The sequence below is a fragment of the Bacteroides finegoldii DSM 17565 genome (genome assembly GCF_000156195.1).
GTDB classification, from domain to species: Bacteria; Bacteroidota; Bacteroidia; order Bacteroidales; family Bacteroidaceae; genus Bacteroides; species Bacteroides finegoldii.
Genome location: NZ_GG688325.1, coordinates 52,145 through 74,641, shown reverse-complemented (window position 1 = coordinate 74,641; position 22,497 = coordinate 52,145). Strand labels below are relative to the sequence as shown.

The 22,497-nt window shown below is 43.0% G+C and carries 12 protein-coding genes and 1 tRNA gene; 2 read left to right on the top strand and 11 right to left on the bottom strand.

Going from position 1 to position 22,497, the window contains the following annotated elements; translation table 11 throughout:
- Positions 1–13: 13 nt before the first annotated feature.
- The 11 genes from BACFIN_RS08355 to BACFIN_RS08405 form a co-directional block, all read right to left on the bottom strand.
- Positions 14–1,216: a DUF5013 domain-containing protein gene (locus BACFIN_RS08355; protein ID WP_007754247.1), complete on the bottom strand. Its 1,203-nt coding sequence runs from the start codon at positions 1,214–1,216 to the stop codon at positions 14–16.
- A 41-nt stretch (positions 1,217–1,257) separates the two neighbouring features.
- Complete coding sequence (locus tag BACFIN_RS08360; protein ID WP_007754245.1) at positions 1,258–3,015, bottom strand: RagB/SusD family nutrient uptake outer membrane protein; 1,758 nt, start codon at positions 3,013–3,015, stop codon at positions 1,258–1,260.
- A gap of 24 nt (positions 3,016–3,039) precedes the next feature.
- Positions 3,040–6,300 carry a SusC/RagA family TonB-linked outer membrane protein gene (locus BACFIN_RS08365; RefSeq protein WP_007754244.1) on the bottom strand — a complete coding sequence of 1,087 codons (3,261 nt, stop codon included), beginning with the start codon at positions 6,298–6,300 and terminating at the stop codon, positions 3,040–3,042.
- A gap of 48 nt (positions 6,301–6,348) precedes the next feature.
- Positions 6,349–6,879: a sigma-70 family RNA polymerase sigma factor gene (locus BACFIN_RS08370; protein ID WP_007754243.1), complete on the bottom strand. Its 531-nt coding sequence runs from the start codon at positions 6,877–6,879 to the stop codon at positions 6,349–6,351.
- Between the two features lie 260 nt (positions 6,880–7,139).
- Positions 7,140–7,502, bottom strand: coding sequence for a hypothetical protein (locus tag BACFIN_RS08375; RefSeq protein WP_007754242.1), 363 nt, complete (start codon positions 7,500–7,502; stop codon positions 7,140–7,142).
- A gap of 62 nt (positions 7,503–7,564) precedes the next feature.
- A complete protein-coding gene (locus BACFIN_RS08380) occupies positions 7,565–11,641 on the bottom strand; it encodes a hybrid sensor histidine kinase/response regulator transcription factor (protein ID WP_007754232.1) in 4,077 nt (1,358 codons plus the stop codon).
- A gap of 188 nt (positions 11,642–11,829) precedes the next feature.
- Entirely contained in the window at positions 11,830–14,184 is a 2,355-nt protein-coding gene (locus BACFIN_RS08385; protein ID WP_032839672.1) for a hypothetical protein, read from the bottom strand.
- A gap of 3 nt (positions 14,185–14,187) precedes the next feature.
- Positions 14,188–16,242, bottom strand: coding sequence for a tetratricopeptide repeat protein (locus tag BACFIN_RS08390; protein ID WP_007754225.1), 2,055 nt, complete (start codon positions 16,240–16,242; stop codon positions 14,188–14,190).
- Between the two features lie 30 nt (positions 16,243–16,272).
- Positions 16,273–16,830: a DUF3575 domain-containing protein gene (locus BACFIN_RS08395; protein WP_032839651.1), complete on the bottom strand. Its 558-nt coding sequence runs from the start codon at positions 16,828–16,830 to the stop codon at positions 16,273–16,275.
- 197 nt (positions 16,831–17,027) lie between these two features.
- Positions 17,028–19,793 (bottom strand): heparinase II/III domain-containing protein, encoded by a 2,766-nt coding sequence (locus BACFIN_RS08400; RefSeq protein ID WP_032839650.1) that lies wholly within the window; start codon positions 19,791–19,793, stop codon positions 17,028–17,030.
- A 179-nt stretch (positions 19,794–19,972) separates the two neighbouring features.
- Positions 19,973–20,060 (bottom strand) — tRNA-Ser (locus BACFIN_RS08405).
- Positions 20,061–20,450: 390 nt separating this feature from the next.
- Here BACFIN_RS08405 and BACFIN_RS08410 point away from each other — a divergent pair.
- Positions 20,451–21,065 (top strand): TetR/AcrR family transcriptional regulator, encoded by a 615-nt coding sequence (locus BACFIN_RS08410; RefSeq protein ID WP_007754216.1) that lies wholly within the window; start codon positions 20,451–20,453, stop codon positions 21,063–21,065.
- Between the two features lie 96 nt (positions 21,066–21,161).
- On the top strand, positions 21,162–22,268 hold the full coding sequence (locus tag BACFIN_RS08415) for a tyrosine-type recombinase/integrase (protein ID WP_032532373.1): 1,107 nt from the start codon (positions 21,162–21,164) through the stop codon (positions 22,266–22,268).
- The last annotated feature ends 229 nt before the right edge of the window (positions 22,269–22,497 follow it).

The window sequence follows — 22,497 nt, the reverse complement described above, 5'->3', positions numbered from 1 at the left end:
GCTTTTTATATTTTTACTCAAGAACCAACTTCACTTCTGTTATTTTGAAATAAGAATTAGCACCACTATTCATTGTAGTAAGGAAGCCGATCAGCACATCAGTCTCTCCCTCCAAATTGAACGAAGCAGTCACGAGTTGCCCTGAAGCACCATCAACTGTTGAAGTCTTATATGAAGCATACACACCTTTCGTACCATCCAAAGTTGCAACCTGATCAGTATCCGGGATATCATTTTCTTCCGTTCCTTTTACAATAAATGCTGCCACAAAATTTCCGTCGAGTACTTTCGTATAGGCATACGTCACTTCCAATCTGTACGTCCCCGGACGTAATTTAACTTGTTGGTACATCTTACCGTTAGCATATTGCTTCTTATTCCAGCCGTGTTGGAAGGCCAGCGTATATCCTTCCGCCGCCTTATATTGCATTCCGGAAACAGTCGTACTACCATCTGCGTTAAAAGACACCGCATTCTGTATCCAATCGGCAGGTGTCCACCATTCACCATTCTTCCAACTTTCTTCACTCGCTTTAGCAAACGGCTGTTTATAGTTTTTCAGATAAACAGAAGTCACGTCACCTTTTGCATTAGGATTAAACAATGCATTTCCTGTCATAGCATATCCGCGAATTGTAATAACCACATTACCGGAAACCCAATTTCTGGGGGTGACAGCTTCGATGGTAGACTCATCCACCAATCGTATTTCCTTAGCTGATGTCCCGTTAAAACTAACTTCAATGTCATTAACATCCGTTCCGAAATTTTCACCGGTAATCGTTACTACATCATCCTCTTCCGCTACTCCTGTTCCCAAAGGATTATCAGAGACAACGGAGTGCACGTATGGTGTAGGCAACACTTTGTATTGACCTATTACACCCACATCATTCGTCCAGATTTGCATTGTTACGTCACCGCTTGCAGCTCCGTCCGGCACTTCCACTACAATGCGATTATTTTTACACATCAATACTTTCGTCGCTAGTACACTTCCGAAAAAAACTTTCACAGGTTCCGTACGATCACCGAAATTTGTTCCGGTAATAACTACTTGTGAAGAAACATATCCGATATTCGGTGACATTCCGGATACTTCCGGCATCGGATATTCATATTTTTTTATCTGCGGATCTTGTTCGCAAGCATAGAACAGCAACACAAACAATGTTACCGCAAATATTCCAATCATATTTCTCAATAAATGTTTCATATATCCTATTTTTAATTAATAGATTATTAGATCTCGGCTAATTAATATCCCGGATTCTGTTTTAAATTCGGATTCAGATTAATCTGGTGTTGAGGTATCGGCCAAAGGTAATGTGCTTTACGTACAGTACTATTAGCCTTAGGAGAAATCACAACACAAGCATGTTCTTTTCCATCTCCTGTTATTACTGTTTCCTCACCATAAACATACGATTTAGCATCGTACTTCGAAGTTGGATTTCCAGATGCATCTTTAAACGGAGTGCTATATCCTGCTTCTCCGACTACTCTTCCCAAACGGGACTGGTTCAACGTTTCTTCCAAGATTCCCCAACGTTTCAAATCATCATACCGGAAACCTTCCATATAAAGCTCTACAGTACGTTCACGACGAATCTCGTCCAACATAATCTCTGAAAGCTCCTTTTCTGAATTAAGTTGTTTTTTAATCTTCTCTACCAATGCATTGGTAAGATGAGCCACTCCGGCACGATCACGCAACTTATTGATTGATATCCCTAGTTGGGCATCCGTTATTTCACCATAACGTTCCATTATAGCTTCCGCATAATTCAAGCAGACTTCCGCCAAGCGCAGTACCGGATAATTGGCTGATTCTTTTTTATCACCCACAATAGGGTTACGGAACTTCTGGTCACCATACCCTGAAGTGCTACCAATAGATTCGGCCGGACCTCCTACATATGCCATCAGGCGATAATCACGATTCTGATACTCATCTGTAACATTCTGATATCCTTTAAACTGTTCATTATTAGTTGTCGGCATTCCGTTGGTGCACACAAACATATCAATAAACTTACGGGTAGGATAAATATAATTCATTTCATTATTCAAGGAAAATGCACCTGCATTCAGAACACGGTCAAAAACAGAGTAAATAATAAACTCTTTATTGCTATCTTTTCCATAACCTCCTGTCTGACTTCCATCTTCCAAACAGAAAAGATAACGACTGCTCAAATTATCAAGTTCGTTATTATGGTTCCAAATTCTAAAAACCTCATCATCCAATACATCTTTAGAAAGAGATATTGACTCCTCCAAAAACTCATTTACCTGATCACTTTTCGGACCTGCAGAGCCTTCATAATCGGTAGATGTTTTATTGTATTTGCGCCAAGTAGCTTCATACAGCAACACACGAGCCTTAAATGCTTTTGCCCCTTGCTCACTTATATGTCCTTTATCCGACGTAGCAATGTTCTGCTCTTTTGGTAATCTGCTGATAGCATTTTGAAGGTCACTAAGTATCAGGTCCGCTACCTCATAACGGCTGTTACGCGGTTTTTGCAATTCCGGTGAATCCGTATCGAGAGGAACTGTAATAATAGGCACGCCTCCAAAATATTTCAACAGGTAAAAATAGTTATAAGCACGAAAGAAATACGCTTCGCCAAGATAGGGATCAATTTCACTCTGGTTACCACTATACGCTTCCCCACGTTGAAGCAATATGTTACAAGTACGTATGTTATTATAATGGTCCCAACGGGCATCATCATAACCGAGGGTCAATGTACCATATCCCAAATAAGCTTGGTTTCCATTACGGCTGTTTACTAAATCAGACTGCAGGTCCATGTGTTCCATTATACCCGAGCGCCAGCCAAGCAGCTGTCCGTAAAATCCATTTGCAAACTCACGGAAATGTTCCGGTTTTTTAAAATAAACTGCATCAGTTCTTGAATCCAACGGTTCTAAATCAAGGAATGTATCTGCACAAGAAGTTAATCCCATCATGCAAGCACAAGCCAATATATAAGTTATCTTTTTCATACAATAGTCTATATCTTAGGTTGATTATAAAGTAACATTAAGTCCGAATGACCAAGTACGGGCAAAAGGATATCCGCTCGTATTGGAAGCGGAACCCATTTCCGGGTCAAAACCGTCACGAATACTAGTAGCCTCCCAAAGGTCGTTACCTGAGAAATAAAGACGGACTTTCTCCAATTTCACTTTACGTGTCCATATCTGTGGCAATGTGTATCCTACCACCAATGTCTTCAGACGGATATAACGACTATTCTGCAACATGAAGTCGTTATTCTGGTAATTCCAGGCAGAGCGGTTTGTATTATTTGTCAGACGCGGATATCTGGCATCTTTATGATCTTCCGTCCAAGTTTGTCCGAGAAAAGTCGGATTCTGGTTTGTGTAGATTGTACGGAAAGGATAAGCCATCCAATCATTACGCATAATATATTGTTTGGCAACTCCTTGAAACATTGCGCTGACATCAATACCTTTCCACGATGCGCCAACTGTAAGACCATATACAAAATGCGGATTGGCATCTCCAATATACTGAAGGTCGCTATCGGCATTACCAAGATCAGTAATCTTATAATCACCGTTCAAGTCAAGACGTTTAGTATCACCGGGACGAAGTTCGGCAACCGTTCCCTTTCCTACATTATTTAGTGCTCCTACCTGCTCGGCATACAACGCATAATAACGGTCTACTTCCGCTTGATCCTTAAAGTATCCATCTGTACGATAAAGGAAGAATGCATTCAAAGGATAACCATTGACAGTCTTATTCACTCCTGCTCCATATCCGTCTGCTCCCGTCAGTTCTTCCAATTTGCTTTTAGTATCTCCGATATTGAAATTAGCATAATAAGAGAAGTCTTTAATCTGATCACGCCATCCGATAGTAAATTCCCAACCTTTTACATTCAGATGTCCACTATTGGTTTTCGGAGATTTGCCTCCCAGTACACCGGGATAAGTGACTTCCGACAGCATACCGATATTATCTTTAATGAAGTAGTCGAAAGAAGTAGTCAGGCGACTATTGAAAAAGTGCAAGTCAATACCAACATTTTTCTGCTCTACCCGTTCCCACGTACGATCAAGACTGATAATACCATTATTCCCCAAACCAGTACTTACCTGTGCTGCAGGAGAATAACCAAAGACAGTACTTCCTTGTGTTACAGCAACTAAATAGTCAAAATCTCCCAATCCCGCATCATTTCCGGAGTTACCGTAGCTGAGACGTAATTTTCCAAAATTAACAACAGGAGTAATAGCTTTTAAAAAGTTCTCTTCCGTAAAGACCCAACCTCCGGATACCGAAACAAAGTTTTTAAATTTATGTCCCTTTGCGAACTTAGAATTTCCGTCACGACGTCCGATCAATTCAATCAAATACTTTTCAGCATAATTATAATTCAACTTCATAATGTAAGAGTAAGAACCGTTGTGGGTCTTACCTCCTCCATTTCCTTGTGCACCGGAAGCAAGATTCAAATCATACACACCTGTATCTTCCATCTTCTCACGGGCTGTTACCATCTTTTTCTGTACCCACTTTTCAGCATTGATACCAGCCATCGCCTCAACATTATGCACTTTCGCAAAAGTACGTTTGTATTTCAGTAAGGCAGAATAATACTGATATTGCATATTATTGGCCTGCATCAAATAAGCAGGATTATGAATATCCTTAATATTCAATACATCTGTCGGATAAATCAATGACTGATTTGTATTGCTCACAACTTTATCGGCAGGATTTCCAAACCAATCATATGTCTGTACAGGAATCACATAACGGTCACGACGATATTCTTCATTTTGGAATGAAGCCATACCTTCAAAACTGATTCCTTTCCAAATATCAACAATGGCTTTCACATCAACACGAGTAGTCAAGTTCATGCGTTCGTCACGCCCGCCATCAGAGGTTGCAGCTACAGGTTGACGGTCTCCAACTTTACCAAAATTGGCATACCACTGCCCATAGGGATTTTTAGCAGGGAAAAACGGAGGTTCGTTTCCATATAAAGATGTATCAATACCGGCAGAAGGTGACTCAGTGTCAGTCTTAATCATACTAGCCGATGTTTCCAATTTAAACCAGTCAGTAAGTCTGATTCCATAATTTAAACGCAGATTCAACTGTTTTTGGCCATCATACGCTGTCGCCAAGTTTGCCTGATTATCTGCATATGCTAAAGATATACGATAATCTGTTTTCTCATTAGAACCTGATAAACTTAAATTATGCTGATAAGAAAAACGACGTGCAAACATCTCCTCCAAACGATTGGCATCTCCGATGAAGAGATCATATCCCCAGTCTTTAGCATTCGTATGATAAATACCGGAGATTCCCTGTTGCATTTTCAACATATTCTCTTCAGAAGTCCAGTTCCACCAGTCTTTTGTTTTCTGTTCTTTATTCGCTTCAATCCACATAGTAGCATATTCCTCCATACTTGGAGAGAAAGCCATGATACCGTTAGTCGTGAAACGCATATTGAAATTATAGTCTACTGTCACCTTTCCCTTACCTTTTTTCGTTGTTACCAGAATCACACCGTTGGCAGCCTTAGCACCGTAAATAGAAGCAGAACCATCTTTCAACACACTGATACTTTCTATATCATCCGGATTCAGATTCTGGAAAGAGGCATCATTCAGTGTAGGGACTCCATCCACTATAATCAAGACTTTCCCACCATTTACAGATGTCGCACCACGAATCTGGAAATTCAATCCTTCATTACCCGGACGTGAGCTGGAACGGGTAACAACCAAACCCGGAGTAGCTCCTTGTAAAGCTGCACCAACATTGGTGATGGCACGACTTTCCAAAACCTTACTACTTACTTGTTCTACCGCACCCGTCAAAGTAGCTTTCTTTTGTGTACCGTAACCAACAACAACTACCTCATCCAATGCATTATTGTCTTCTTTCAGTACAACCTTAAAATCCGAACGGTCATGAAGAGTAATAATCTGGTCTACATAACCGATATAGCTAATCTTTATTTGCTTAGCATCCGCAGGCACGTTCAATGCAAACCGACCGTCGATGTCGGTAATTACTCCTGCATTACTTCCTACAACCACTACATTACAACCAATCAGCGGTTCGCCATTCACATCTGTAACAAATCCTTTGATAGTACGTCCTGTCTGGGCTACAGTCAAACTCTCTTCTACAGAATCATTCGCATAGAGCAATACACCGGGTGAACCACCCAGCAATATGGCAAAAGCCAATGCAACTCCTCTACTACATAAGAATTTGGATTTAATTTCCATAATACTATTAAATTATTAAAGTTAATATGCTTTATTCCGAGACGGTATTTAACCGACTTGGGAAAATTCATTCCGCAAACAACCACGTACAGTCTTACGCGCCAACAATAACTGACACTCTACCGTACGAGGAGACAAAGACAATTTTCCTGCAATAGCAGGGCAAGATAGCTCATGATTAAAACTCAACTCGTAAATCCGGCGGCGCTTGGCAGGAAGACTTTTCACCACCTCCTCATGCTTTTCTTTCAGTTCACGATAACAGATTACATCCTCCGTCGTGTTTCTATCAGAGTCGTTCACCTTATTATATATATAAGCAACAAAATCTTCCTGCTTATAATAACGGCGTATCTGATCAGTCACAATATTACGGGCAATCGTAAAAAGCAAAGACCAGACAGTGTCGGGTTTTACAAACATTCTGTATTCCCACAAGCGGACAAAAACATCCTGTGCCAAATCTTCCGCTTCATACGGACGGCAAATACGAAGAGCGATATAGTTTTTGATATGCTCCCGATATTTCAGGTAGCACTCTGAAAAGAAGTCGTCAAATGTAGCTTGTTGTTTACTCATGGCATTAAATTTATCCGTTTAACGATGTTACAAAAGTAAAAACAAGTTTTAAAAACAAATAGCACAAAAGTAACAGAAAACAAAACTATGGTAACAAGCGTGTTTTTTTGCAAAATATCCCCATTCCATCGGCATAAATGCAGGTTTCATAGTAACAAAAAAAAGGGGAGGCCGTTACATTTGGCGACTCCCCTGTTCTGTACTTTGCATAAGTCTGTGGCATGATTCGCCACAGATGCAGATTATCTCTGGTATTTGCTTTACTGCGCAGCCTGAAAATCCGGAATACGTTTCACATCCGCACCTTTCATGACACCTTTTTTAATGGCCTCATTTGTTTCGGTGATTTCTTTCTTGACGCGCTTATAATATTCTTTCGTCAGACCTTTTTCTATTGCATCCGATTCCGTCGCTGCCCAGAAATATTGATAATCCATCAACATCAGATCCGGAGCCACTACTTTAAAGAAAATACTATCCCCTGCAAACTTCTCACGTAAATCACCCAGATAAATTGTATCTGCCGGATTTACTTCCTGACTGTTCGCACTATTTTTTGAACTACCTCCGCAAGAGGACAACAACAAACCTCCTACCAATGAAATTAAAACTAATACTTTCATATCACTATTTATTATAAATTGGCACAAATGTAATAATTAAACTAATAAACGTAACTATAATGTCATTCTTTTTTTCCAGTCTCTTCTGCATATTGCTTAGGCAACATCCCAAACATTTCTTTAAAACACTTCGAGAAATAACTGGAAGAGCTGAATCCTACCCGATTCGCTATTTCGATGATCGGCAATCGGCTTCCTTGCAATAATTGCGCTGCCCGTTTCAAACGGATACTGCGGATAAAGTCCGTCGGGGTATGTCCGGTTATGGATTGCAGCTTACGATAAAGACTCATGCGTACCATCCCCAAATCGCCACTCAACTCCTCTACACCATATTCCGGATTGTCCATGTTCTTTTCTATGTATTCCAAGCATTTCTGTATCAATTGCTCGTCTACGGAAGTAATTGTGATAGCACTCGGATTTACTTCTATATTCTTACGGAATTCCTGTTTCCTCCTTTCCTGCTGTTCTATCAACTTCTCAATGCGTACCATCAGCATATCAAAGTTGAAAGGTTTCGACATATAAGAGTCGGCTCCTACTTCGTAGCTGTTTATCTTGATATCATCGGCAGTACGGGCTGTCAATAATATCACAGGTATATGGGATGTCTGCACGTTCGTCTTGATTCGGCGGCAAAGTTCGATACCATCCACTTTCGGCATCATGATATCACTGATAATGAGATCGGGATTTTCTTCAATCGCCTTTCTTTCCCCTTCTTCACCATCCGCCGCTTCAATGATTTGATAAAAATCTTCCAACTGCTCTTTCAGGAAAGTACGGAACTCTTGATTATCTTCTACCAACAACAATTTCTTTATATTCTCATCTGACGCAGATACAACGGTTTCCTTTTCTTTCATACCCGTCGATTCCATATCAGTTATTTCATCCGGCAGTTCATCCGGTTCAGGTGTCAAATCCATAGGTAACCAAACGGTGAAGACCGACCCGCGATCCATCTGACTGTCAACCTTTATACGCCCACCGTGAATATTCACATATTCCCTGACCAGATGGAGTCCGATACCACTGCCTATCTTTTCATCCCCTTCATTGCCAACCTGATAGAAACGGTCAAAGATGTAGGGAAGATCGGACTCGGATATTCCGATTCCTGTGTCGGATACCGATATTCTCACATAGTTTCTCCCTTCCACTTCCTCCGTCGCAAGTAATAAGTTCACGGTTCCTCCCTCTGGAGTGTACTTAAAGGCATTGGACAAGAGATTATTTACAATTTTATGTACTTTATCCCGATCGAAAAACATATAAAGCGCTCTGTGTTCCGACTGGTTTACAAAGTTAAGATGCTTCTCTACAGCCATCGGCATAAAATTATTGTAGGCAGAAACAATAAACTCCTCCATATCGCCATTCATCAAATGCAATCTCTCACCCTTCATTTCAAGTTTACGAAAATCCAGTAATTGATTTACCAATGACAACAGGTTTTGGGCATTCTTATAGATAGTATTCAGTTGTTTCTTCATTGCATCATCCGTCAAACGGCGTATCATCATATCCAACGGAGTGATAATCAGTGTCAGCGGAGTACGCAGCTCATGACTGATATTGGTAAAGAAACGGAATTTCATCTGATCTAATTCTTCTTTTTGTTTCAGGGCTTCTTCCTCTTGCATACGGATCATTTTCCGATGATTACGGCGGTTAATCACATAAATAAGACCGAAGACCAACAAAATACCCAAAACGGCATAGAGGATGCGGGCAGCCAATGTATCCCAAAACGGAGGATGAATCACAATTCTGAATTCAGACTCCGGTCCCCATATCCGGTCGTTTCCGGCTGCGGACACACGGAAAACATATTCGCCAGACGGAAGATTATTATACACAACACGTCCCTGTCCATTCTCAAACGATGTTTCAATCCATTCTTTATCAAAGCCTTCCAACTGATAACGAAAAGAAGTCTGAGAAGGATTAGAGAAGTTCAGTCCCGAAAATTCAAGTGTTACATAATTCTCATCATATTCCAATTGCACTGCATCCGAATAACTCAATGCTTTGTCAAACAATATGCGCCCATTATATTCCTCTCCCGACACTACCGGAACATTGAACAGGCGGAATGAAGTGAATAAAGGCCGATTGAGGCATTGGTTATCAACCATATTCTCAGGAGAAAAGACAATAAATCCATTCATCAAGCCTAAGAAGAGTTGATTGTCACGGGTTATCAGAGAAGGAAAGCTATATAAATCATCCTGCCGGATCTCATCTTCGGACAAATAACTGACAACGTGAAAACTGTATTTATCTGTCTTACGGTCTACTTTTATCTTATAGATAGAAGTGACTGTCGATATCCATATATCATGATTTTTATCTTCCACCACATTCAGGATAGCTTGTGACAACCCTTCTTCTTTACCCAATGTATAACTTTGCCCATGATGGGTAAGGACATTCAAACCGTATTGGGTAGCAAACCATAAAGTACCTTCATGATCTTTCAATATCTGGTTATACTTCATACTTCCTTGATTAAAGATTGAATTGGCTTGTCCATCCTGTTCGGATATCCAGATTGTATTTTTTGCAGGATCATAGATATACAAGCCATTATCGCTACCCACTACCAATCGGGACCGGTCGTCAATAGCCAACGCATTGGCTACTTTATATTTCTTCAGCTCGGGAAACTGTTCGGATAATAGTTTTATCTGCCCATTCTCCGGATTGAACAAGCCTACACCTCCGTATATACTCACCCACAACCGTCCGGAAGGATCCTCAACCATAACACGTATATTACTGAAATCCAACTCATTCTGATAATCCGTGTCCGGATAGTCATAAGATCTTACTTTCCCGTGTTCTATACAATATAATCCGTCATGATAGGTCCCCACCCAGATACGGTTTTCTTTGTCTTCGTAGAGGACACGGCAATTCTTTTGATTGAATTCATTATACAGCCTGTTCAAGCTCCGTGTTGCCGGTTCGTAACGATACAGTCCCGAAGCGGTTCCCATGAGAATCTCGCCTTTCGAAGTCTCCAACATACAACGGATCTCCTCTCCTTTCCAGTCTCCGCGAATCATTTTCTTATTACACAGCATTATCTTGTTCATGCTGGGATGGTAATAGCACATTCCCTGATTGTAAAGCCCCATCCAGACGGAATTATTCTCATGATCGCAATAAATGCTCTGAACTGCATTTCTCACTCTGTTGCCTGACAACAAAGGTATATCCAATGTGTGAGTTATGGAGAAATTATGCATATCAATTACATAAAATCCATCGATAACGGTTCCTACCCATGCATTTCCACCTTTATCCACATCCATTGAGGTGAACCATGAATAATGTCCCAACCGGATACTTGAAATCGGGTTCCATTTTTTATTATAAACATCATAGTAACCTATCCCCCGATCCCACATTAGCCAGAAGTCACCGTTATCGAGTATCCGTAAGACAACACGGTCATCCGGTTTCAGCTGTCCTTTCAAGAAATCGAGTTCCTGAATAAAACGTTTCTTCTCCCAATCATAGCAACGGATAGCCCCTTTCTGATGCACCATCCAACTATAGTTGCCGTGACTTTCTATTCCCAACAGTCCGCCATAATATTCCATAAACTCATCATTCCTGCAAACCAATTCTGCCGATTTCGTTTCCGTATCATACGTATAGACAGAAGATCCCGGCGTGAGAAACCAATAACGCTTCTCGGAATCAATAATCAGATCCTCCACCCTATCTTTCAGCCCGAACTGAAGAAACAGCGAATCTACATTATAGATATACTGTTCGGTAGTCAAATCAAAAACGCGCAGGCTTTTACGTTCTTTCATCCACAAACGTTTATCGGTATCAATATATTGTTCGGGAATGATGTGGTTATATACTATCGGATATTCACCATGAATATTGAAAGGAAAATTTGAATAGTTCGCACCGTCATACAGGCTTAATAACACAGTACTTCGCACACCGATACGTCCGTCGGAAATGGGAAAAACGCTTTTTACATAGTTATCCGGTAATCCTTCGACAACTCCGATCTGGCGGAATACGTAAGGGGATTCCTGCGAGCTCAGATACTCCGGATATAATATCCCCCATATAATAATCAATATGCATATTCGAATCTTCATAGTTTTCTTTTTTGTAGTACTATTATTAGTACGAACGAAAAATGAAATCCCCTTATCCTACTCCACTATTATTTTGAAACAAAGATAACAGTCAGCAGGCAAAATCAAATAAAGAGCGACAAAACTTTCACTCTTGAATTTGTTTTTATCGAATATACAGCTGTATTTTTGTAAGTAGAATGCTAACTTTATTTAAAAGTAGGCATTTTAAACTTGTAAATCAATCCTCCCACCATAGAAGTAACGCGGTCGGGTCTTCCCTGATCCATACCATCATACGTGTCCGTGCGAATGCCTACTTTGGGTTCCACATAGAAATCGAGGGAAGAGCCCAGTTTCAGTTTGACTTGCGCACCGGCGTCAATTCCCGGAACTGCTTTAAATTCACCTCTACGACGTACCAATCCGGCTGTCACTCCGACAAAAGGAACAACATCTATCGCGTGATCCCGGCTATATCCCTTCGCCAAAGTAGCGAGACTCATCATATAATCCATTCCTAACCCAGCATAATGAAGATTCAACTTATCCGGTGTTTTCGCCTTATACATGATTGTTCCGTTCACACGCCATGCAGAAAGCGGAGTATACCATTTTCCGATACTACCCTTAGCTTCCACCCCCATATTCTTTACCAAATCCCGATTGGCAACCAGCAGACTGCTTACGCCCAATGCTCCCGATATGAAATACCGTTTGTCATCTTTCTCAAACACACTGCGATTGGCCGCTTTGGAATAAGGAACAAAACGATAATGGAAACCGGCATTGATCCCCACCATCACATCCTTCTGTATGAAACCCAGATTTCCTTCGATAAACTTATCACGATACAGGCGGATTTGCGGTTCGAGATACAAACCGAAGAAATCATTGATGTGCCATACTCCCTGTACCCCCGCATTGAGTCCCGGCTGGAACTTATGCTCTGAATTCGACGTATAAGCCAGATTAAATCCTACCGAACCGATCAGTTCAAAAATACGTTCCGGATCATATCCGCTCATGGTAGAAGTGATATTCCATAAATAATCCAATCCTCCGGTTACGGTGATATGTCTGAGTCTCTCCGCCTCCATATCTGTCGGAAGCAAATAATTGGAGAAGAAACCTCCCGTCCCTACCAGTCGCAGACCGGAATACGGAGTAAACCATTTTCCGATAGAAGCGGAAAGTTGCGGTCCCCATGCAGCGAGATGTTTCAGATTAGTCTTATTCAGGAATAACTGTGCCCCGATACCTGACGTCATGAATAGATTGTCGGCAATATGATTGCTTGAGAATCCATTCTGAGGACGGGCTGCACGGTCTATTGTGTGATACGTCACACCGAAGTTCAGTTCTCCGAGCTGGTCTGTACTACCGAAACCACATCCACCGGCATATCTCTTCTGATAAACATTAAGGCGGGGTTCCACAAACAAATCTACGGAACGGTTCAACCGGAAACTTCCTTGAAGCCCGATACCCAATCCCGGTGCATACTTGGCTGTCTGCGCCACTCCTTTTGTCCCGGACAGATTGACACCGGCTATACCGATCAAAGTGAAAAGCCTCTGTTCGTCATATCCCCAAAGTATATTATTGATATTCAGCAAATAATCGGCATGCAGGTCTATATGCTTGAAATAGCTGCTCGCACTACCGGCAGGCGTATCGCTGTAGCCAACGGTTCCGGACAAGCGTACTCCCGACGACGGACTGAACCATTTACCGATTCCGGCAGAGAACTGCGGTCCGAATCCTTTGAGTGTATTCTTTATCCCCGGCATTTTCAGCGTACTGATTCCACCGGACAACGAGACAAACATATGATTGAGGAATGAGCTGTTATCGAAGTTGTCAAAATGAATCTTCCTACCCATCGCCGCAGCAGGCATATAGGTCAGACCCACCAAGACCGATCCTCCCATTTTATAGTTTCTCCAACTTTCCGTATGCCCCAATCCATCGTTGTACCATCCGATTCGGGGTTCGACAAATAAATCGAGTGTCCGTGAAAGACGGATATTCCCCTGCAATCCCATACGGACACCATAATAGAACTCATGTCCATTCTTCACAGCCGGATTATCACCGGCCGAATTGTCATTGGCCCTGGAATAGCCGGCTTCAACTCCCGCTATACCCAAAAGTTCGAACCTGCGCTGTTCGTTGTATCCGAATGTAAGAGAAGATATATTCAGCAGGTAGTCGAAGCTGCCTCCTACCATTTTTATCTTACTGTTATATACTTCCGACGGCAAATAGCCCAAAGTCGCTCCCAGACGCGCCCCGTGAACAGGAGTGAACCATTTGCCTATAAAAGCATTGGCTGTCATTCCCATGCCATCCTGTCCTCCGCTCGTCAGCAAACCGTAAGGTCCCAGCCCGGCAGAGAAAAAGAGGTGTTCATTGAATTTATTACTTTCAAACCTCTCATTGGCAGGTCTTTTCTGCAACATATATTTCAATGCACCATAATCCTGTGCCTGCAAAGCAACAGACAACATCAAGAACAATGCCACTGCCGCATATTTATTTTTGATTCTAAGGATATCCATCATTTACTCTTTCGTTGTATTATCATTCTTTATTTTCTGCTCTTCGGGCAACAGGTCAATAATGTCACCGTCCACTCTCGCGGTCTCCAGCAAGGAAGGATCCAGTTCCAAAGCTTTCTCAATATACATAAGTGCTTCACCCACCTTTTCCATACGGTTGGCAGCGATAGCCTTCACATAATACTCGCGAGCCGAGCCCGTATCCAGCTGCGAAGCCTTCTCCCATGCTTCCTTATTCTTCTTCATCGCCAGCAACATGATCACTTCATTGAAAGGGCTGGTAGCCGCCACTTTCTCAAACGCATCGTCGTAATAGCCTGCCATCGCCTGAACGATCGCCTGCAAATCATCGGCAACAACTCCCTCCGGAAGCAGTGTCAACACAGAATCGGCCTTCGTATATTTACCTTCATGCAACAGGGCAATCGCCTGATTGGAAAGCAATTCCACCGGAGCCGACTTGCTGACGAACGGTTCAAGAATCTTGGAGTCCGGCGTATCTTTCTGAATATTCAACACAGCCAGCTCATTCGCCGCATACGTAAAGTTATCGTACAATTCAAGAGCTTCTTTACAATACCTCTCTTTTTCATCCGGCGTTTTAGCCGTTGCAATCATCCGGTAATATTCAAAACGTGTCAGCTCCTTCGGATCTTTCTTATAGAGCTGCATAATTTCCTCATCCGTCAAAGAACGGAAAATAGAATATCCGTAAGTGTACTGCACTTTTCTCAACTTAGGCAGATACACAGCAGCAACCTCCTTATAAAAAGGTTTCGATTTCAGCGCGCGATTCAACTGGTAATTCTTTTCTCCGTATCGCTTAATCAATTCCGTGATCTCGTCGGCCGTATCCTGTCCAGAATCTTTCCGCAGCAACTCCGCCACTTCTTTCCACGAAGCGACCGACGCGTCCGATTTCACCTCCAGAAGTTTGCGGGTCTCCGGGTCGAGTTGCGACAAGATACGGTCCAGCGCCTTGTCCGTACGCAACTTAGCCAGTCGCAGATTCAATTCATACGAACCGTCCGGTGAAGCGACACCCGTAATATGGAAACTTTTCAATGAAGCCTCCGGATTCATCTCGATAGCGTGCAACTCTTGATTCAAGCGATTCAGTTCCACCTGATTCTGTGGATTCTTATCATCCAGATCAGCTTTTCCCACAACGAAAGTCAAGTTGACTTCTCCTTTGGTATCCCTCAATTGCATCACAGGTTTGGGGAGATATTTCTTATCCGTCAGATTGAAAGCGGAGAATTTATATTCCAGGAAACGCAACGGATTGACAGTACCGCGTGCGATAGAGAAAGAATCCCGATAGATAATAGCACGGTAATTCTCCATCGCAAGATGTACATCCGCACGATAATCATGTTGCAGATACTCTATATAGATAGAATCATGATAGGCGATAATATCCCCGTTCCGCGAGGAAGTAGTCTTCACCTGTATGTATTCGTGCAGCGGGTCCTGTTCGATATTATAATCATACATACGCCGCTGGGTAGTATTATACGTACCTCCGTCGAACACCACGGGACGTAACAGCAAACGCTTCTTCTGTGTCACATCATAGATAGAAGGTTGCAACACCAAACGGCGGTTGGAAGTGAACATCTCCTTAGGCACCGGCACACGGGTTTTCAGATGGAAGTAATTGCCTTTTATCTCAATGTCCGTAGGCTCGGGCACCACTTTATCCTTCACTTTTGAAATCACAATCACCTCGTCAAGTTCAATGACCGCATCTTTGAGCACCACGTTGATAATCTGCTTTCCGCCCACCTTGACCGTCTTGTCTTCATACCCGACACAAGTATATTTCAACGATCCGTGTCGTTCCGCCAGCACACTGTAGCGTCCGTCCTCATCGGAGATTTCAATGCGTTCATTCGTCACAGGATCTATAATATTCACGTTCGGAATGCTTTTTCCCTGTTGGTTGGTGACGTGTCCTTGCACACGCATACGTTGGGCGTACGCATCCGCACCGAGTAGCAGCATGGCTGCCAGGAGGATTCCGATTAATCTATCACGTTTACAATTGATTTTCATTCTCTTTTCTAACTATAAATGTTCGTTCCGTTACCGGATAATATACACAAAAGACACTCCCAGCTTCACTGGCGCCAGCGTTGTCTTACTGTCATTCGCCGCATCCGGTTTCGGAGCACCCTTGTCGTACTTAAACTGACGGTAGCGCATCACCCCGATACCTGCCGTCGCCTCAATATTCCAATGATCGTTCAGCACCCAAGCATAACCGTACGTCAAACCGACTGCCAGCGCATCGCCTTTGTGATGCACATCTTTAACCAGCATATTAAAATTGTTCGCGAAAGCGGTGACACCTAGAAAATGGCTCACCATCGGACGGTTTAACCAATAACGTACTTCCGGCTGAAAATGTGTGAAAGTAGTTTTAAAATTGTCTGTACTGATCGGATTCGCAGCGACTCCCATATTGAGAGAGATATGACGACCCAAAACAAATTCGGCCTCGACATTAGGGCTGGCAGTCAGCCATCCCAACGTGTTCGTTTTCACAGCCATTCGTTGTGCGTGTACATGTACCCCACAACACAATAACAGAAATGACAACAGAGCGACCACTCTGCGACCATTTCTCAGTGCATATACCATAATTATTTTCCCACTAAATATTTCCCACTAAATATCCGCCCTATATAAATAAGGACTTCTTGTCCGTTTCTTCCGAATCAGACAAGAAACCGCAAAATTAGAAAAAATATGGTATTCACAACGTTTGCCTACGTTTTTTTTATTTTTTATTGCAATATTTCCTTAGCAGTCTGCCAATACATTACAATATTATCAATCTATGGACAGGATATACATCTTTTTGTCTTCTGTGCAGCTTCCACTTTCATCTTCTTGCCGCCGATCACCACCGTGCAAAAAGCGGAAGACAAGATATACCATTTCCCTTGCTTCTGTTCGAGCAGAACATTGGCGGGAACAGAAGTACGGATACTGACTCCCGGTGCTATCAGTTGCGTTCCGTTACCCATAAACAGCGTACGGTTATCTCCCGCATACCGGTTACTGATTACCGCATAATCCGCTTTTACTTTCATCCCTTGATAAGTAGCCGTCTGCGTAGCGTCGGAAAGCGAGAAGATATGATCTGTACGCCCATTCTTGCTTTTCACGCAGATTCCGGCAAAATCCGTCAGAGCGGTTTCCTCCGCATCAAAGTAGGACACAGCCTGAATGGCCGACGGCTCTTTCCGTGTACTCGGTTCATAAACAGCGACAAAAGGACGGTTCCAAGCCTCTCCATGCTGGCGGGCAACAAAAGTCAATGTAGGTTGCTCCTTTATATTATAAGGCATACCGGGTGTACGGCTCAACCCTTCGGTCATAGGCGACAGAGCCGTAAAGACTTCACGGTCCGGTTCTCCCTTCATCCAGAGATTCATGGATATATCATCGCCTCCCTTATCTTTCATATCAATGGTAAAGGTCGCTTTCACATCCTTGCCGGTAGCCGCCACTTTCTTATCATATAAATAAGAATAGGCATAAAGATGCGCACCGGCAAACGCCAGTTCCTCCGTAGGCTGCAGATTCAGATCCGTTCCGTCGGCAGCGGTCAATGTGAGCGTCTGCCCGAGATTATGATAAAAATAATCATGCATCTTGTCCCCTCCTTTTTCTTTCCGACTGCGGAACACATCCACATAATACCCCGTTTCCGGAGCAGTGGTGACGATACTCATCATACGCGTCTGATCCGCCCTGCTTTCCGGTTCGCGGAAATAGAGGTTGCTGTATGTGACAGAGGTAAACTCCCCACCCGGTTCCGCCGAAGCCGGGAAACAGGAGAGCAACTCAAAAGAATGATTGCTTTTCATCACCGGATAACTCGATATTCCATCTACACAAACCGTATTATGACTCGGAAACTGAGAATAATATTCCGCATAATCCAACCCGCTATACAGGAAAAGACCGATACCCGCATCGGGTCCCAGCACATATCCTTTTCCGTAAAGTTCCATAGAAATGCCGTTGGCGTGCATGTGGTTGCCCTCACTTCCATTCTGCGAAATCATCAGACTGCTGCGCGGATCCATACCATTTCGCTGCACCAGCCAAGAGACGTTAGGCGCATGGAACAAAGGAGAGACATATTCTTCTATCTTTCCCGCCTGCACCTCCGGATTCAGCGTCAATGGCTTATCTTCAAAAAAAGAATTGACAGACACCCGCACATTCTTCTTTTCCGCTTTCTCATTTCCGGCACCGGGATTCAGGCATTTCAACAAGGCAGTGAAATAGTCTTCCTGTTCCTTCTTCCCGTTTGCCTGTGCATTCTGTATCATACGGACAAAGAAATTAGTGTTCAGATACCCCGGATGCGTATCTCCGAAACCGCAAATCATACGGTTGGGAAACAGATATTGAGGGGTTGTCGCTACCGCTTTCGACAATACAGGCATCGCCTTCACCAAATCATATCGCAGGTTGTTGTCAAACTGATTCACAAAATTGGCATAATCATTAATCACCACACTGCTATATCCCGGACATTCCGCCCAGATACCCGTTTTAGAGTCAAAACCATATTCGGCAAGACGCGTCAAGCTCCATTGACGAATGCTGGAACGGTTCATCACATAGTCTATGTAATATTCCCGTCCTTTCCCGTCGGCATACGCCTTGTTGTCTTCCAGCACCAGCCCCACATTCATGATAAACCGTGCCTGCAACAAATCCCAGTTATTATGCGGCACTCCGTTCGCTATGATATTGTCCGCCCATTTCTTGAATGCTCCGGCGTAGATTTCCATCTTCTGCGGGTAGTTTGCTTTCAGATAATCATACAGGAAGTCGTATAGAGGGACAGCGATATGCAACGCATCTTCATGGATCACTTCAAAGGAAGTCAGTCCCACCAGTGTCTGCTGATGGCCGTGATTCAGATCAACCGGAACATTTCTGTAATAAATACCCGTCATATAAGTATCGAACACTCCGGCTGCCAACTTTGCAAATTTCTCCTCCTCCGTCATCCAATAGAGGAAAGCAGCATCACGGGCGATTCCCAATATCTCACAATTCAGACTTTCGATGTTACGCCCGGTTTTAGACGGATGCACACTCTCCATAGGACGGTCGGGAAGCGCATTATTACAGAATGTCACATTCCCGTTATCATCATCATCGTACGGCACAATATCCGCCAGTCGGGGACGGCCGTGAGTAGCGGCAGTTCCACGTGTTCCCGTATAGCGCACGGTAGGATACGGAGCTTTCTCACCGCCCGCATGGTCGAAAGTTTCACCTTTTATATATACCTCAGTAGCATGGGATTTCCAATACATAGCCAGACGCGACAACAACCAATCCGGCCGGGTGGCCGTCAGATCGGTATATTTCTCCGTACGCTCTCTCAGCTTATCGAAAACATCCTTTGCCCATTCTTCGGTCTTAATCAAGTTCCACGTTTCCTGCTTCCCTTCCGGTGTAGTCAGCACTCTCGGATGAGCCTGCGGCATACTCTCCGGCAAGGGAATTTCTTGTCCGGACGCACTATTGAGGAAAGATAAAAAACATAGTCCCAGTAAAATTCGTCTCATACTTCAATATCTTTTTTAGGTTTGCTACCTATTAAATACGAAGATAAACATTTATTTACCTAAAGTCCCCGCCAAAGGCAGGTTTATTTTCCCGGTATCTCTATACAACACAAAAAACGACTCTCCTGACAAATCAAGACAGCCGTTTTCATCAAATAATCAAAAAAATAATGAAAATGCGGAGAGAACGAGATTCGAACTCGTGATACACTTTTGGCGTATACACGCTTTCCAGGCGTGCCTCTTCAACCACTCGAGCACCTCTCCTTAAGAGGAAAATTCGCTTCCCTATAAAATAAAAAAGCAGCTAACTTGCTGCTTTTCAGCGGAGAGACAGGGTTTTGAACCTACAAATCTAACCGCTTATATTTCAGCTACTTTGCTTTCAAAATTTCAAATAGGTAACGAAACAGTAACGATTTTCAGATGTTGGGCTTGTCCAACTTTGACCGCTGTTTGTCTGCCTAACTTTCGGGTTCAAAGATACGGCTTTCTTTTGAAACTCGCAAATATCTGATAATAAATATTTTTGGGTTAGTGCAAGGTGCAAGCTATATATATAAATATATACTTGCACCTTGCACTAAAAAAAAGCACTGGGGTACAAATGCTTAAAACAAAATCCGTATCTTCGTAACCGATTAAAAACAAACGTGTATGATAATAACTAACCGTGAAGAAGTAATAGATAAAGCGTTCGGCGTATTTGTCAGGATGAACTACGAGAAAGCAAGCATTATCATGCTTGCCAAAGCCTGCGGGGTGACAAAAACGGGTATCGTTTATTATTTTCCGCACAAGCTGGATTTATTCATGGCTGTGGCGGACAAATACGTGTTGCAAATGCACGAACCGGAAAACAAGTTTGCCGCTCCTGCCGATACGTTGGCGGAGTTCATCGGGCAATACGTGGCGGGGGTAGCCGCTTCCATGAAAAGGATTGTTGAACTAATTGGCGATAATAGCAGCCCGCATGATTGTAGTCCTAACTTCTACTACTTTCACTTTCTGTCACAAGTGCGCATGTACTATCCGGACATCAGGCAGAAAATTGAGAAAATCTACCGACAAGACTATGACCTATGGGAGAAAGTCATACAGAAGGCAAAAGAAAGCGGGGAAATCAGGAGCAACACGGACGTGAAGAAAACGGCTATCATGTTCCGGCAAATGTTTTTAGGACTGTCATACGAACAAGCATTTCTAAACGGTTTGAACGTGGACGAACTGGCAGAAAATTTTCGTCATATCTATTCGCTGCTTAAAGCCTGATACTCTTTTGTTTTTTTTAACCTCGATTATTTTTGAACAGATGTTCAAATAATGGTATTTTTATCTTATCTTTGGAGCGAAGCAAAATTCAGCGACATGAATAAGGTTCAGAAACAAAGAGGAAGCATCGTGCTACACAAAGAAACAAGGGACGGTACGGACTACATACGGATAGAATATGCGAACAGTCAGGCTGTCGCCCTGCTGCTCGCCCAAGACACGGGCATGGAAATGGCTGGTAACGGCTCTGCATACATAGCGTCAGCCGCTTTCAGCCTGCCGGATTTCTACGACCGCTATTCACCCCACGCCTATATTGATTACAGCCGGGTTTACGTGCGGCATCCCAAACCCAAAAGGGAATACACACTGCCGAAAGGCTACTTGGAACTGCTGGAACAGAAGCGGTACAGCCTTTCCACCATAAAAGCCTATAAAATCTATTTCAGCGACTTCATGGAATACCACAAGGGGCATGACCTTGACCTGCTGACGGTCGAGGACATCAACAGCTATATGCTCCATATGGTAAAGGAAAAACATATATCCGCCACCCAGCAGAATATGCGTATCAATGCTATCAAGTTCTATTACGAGAAAGTGCGGAAAGGCAGGCGGCAATATTATGGCGGGATAGCCCGTGCGAAAGAGTACAAGGCGTTGCCCGAAGTATTAAGCCGGGAAGAAATGAAAAGCATCTTCGCACAGTTGCCCAATCGAAAACATCGGTGTATGATTTCTCTTATATACTCTGCCGGACTACGCCGAAGCGAACTTTTGAACCTTACCCCGAAAGACATCATCAGCGAACGTATGCTAATCAGGATTGCCGGGAAAGGGAAGAAATGCAGATATTCCTTGCTGTCGGAAAAGTTGCTCAACGAATTAAGGGCTTACTACCGGGAATACAGACCGCAGAAATGGCTTTTTGAGGGCGAACAGTCGGGCGAACAATACTCACCCAGCGCACTGGTTAAGGTGTTGAAAGAAGCGGCAAGAAAAGCCGGAATAAAGCACCGGGTACACCTGCACATGCTCCGGCATACATTTGCCACCCACCTACTTGAACAAGGGACTGACCTAAGAACCATACAGGAACTTATGGGACATACCGACATAAAAACAACAGCAATTTACCTGCACGTGTCGAACGCCCATAAAGCCAAAATACCCAATCCGCTGGATTGTTTAGATGATGATTAGGCAGTGATTTAATAGTGAATAGGAACTGCACCATAAGGTGCGTTTATCGAAAAATTAATGGTAATTCTGACAAAGTATGAATATAGACGATATTAAAAATATAGACGACTTTCAAGTTTACTGTTGTACGAATAACGAACAACGGTATATCTATTCTGATATAGTGGAGAATGCAACACCGATTGCAGATTGTATAGACTTATTTATCGTTTCAGGCACACGTAGTATG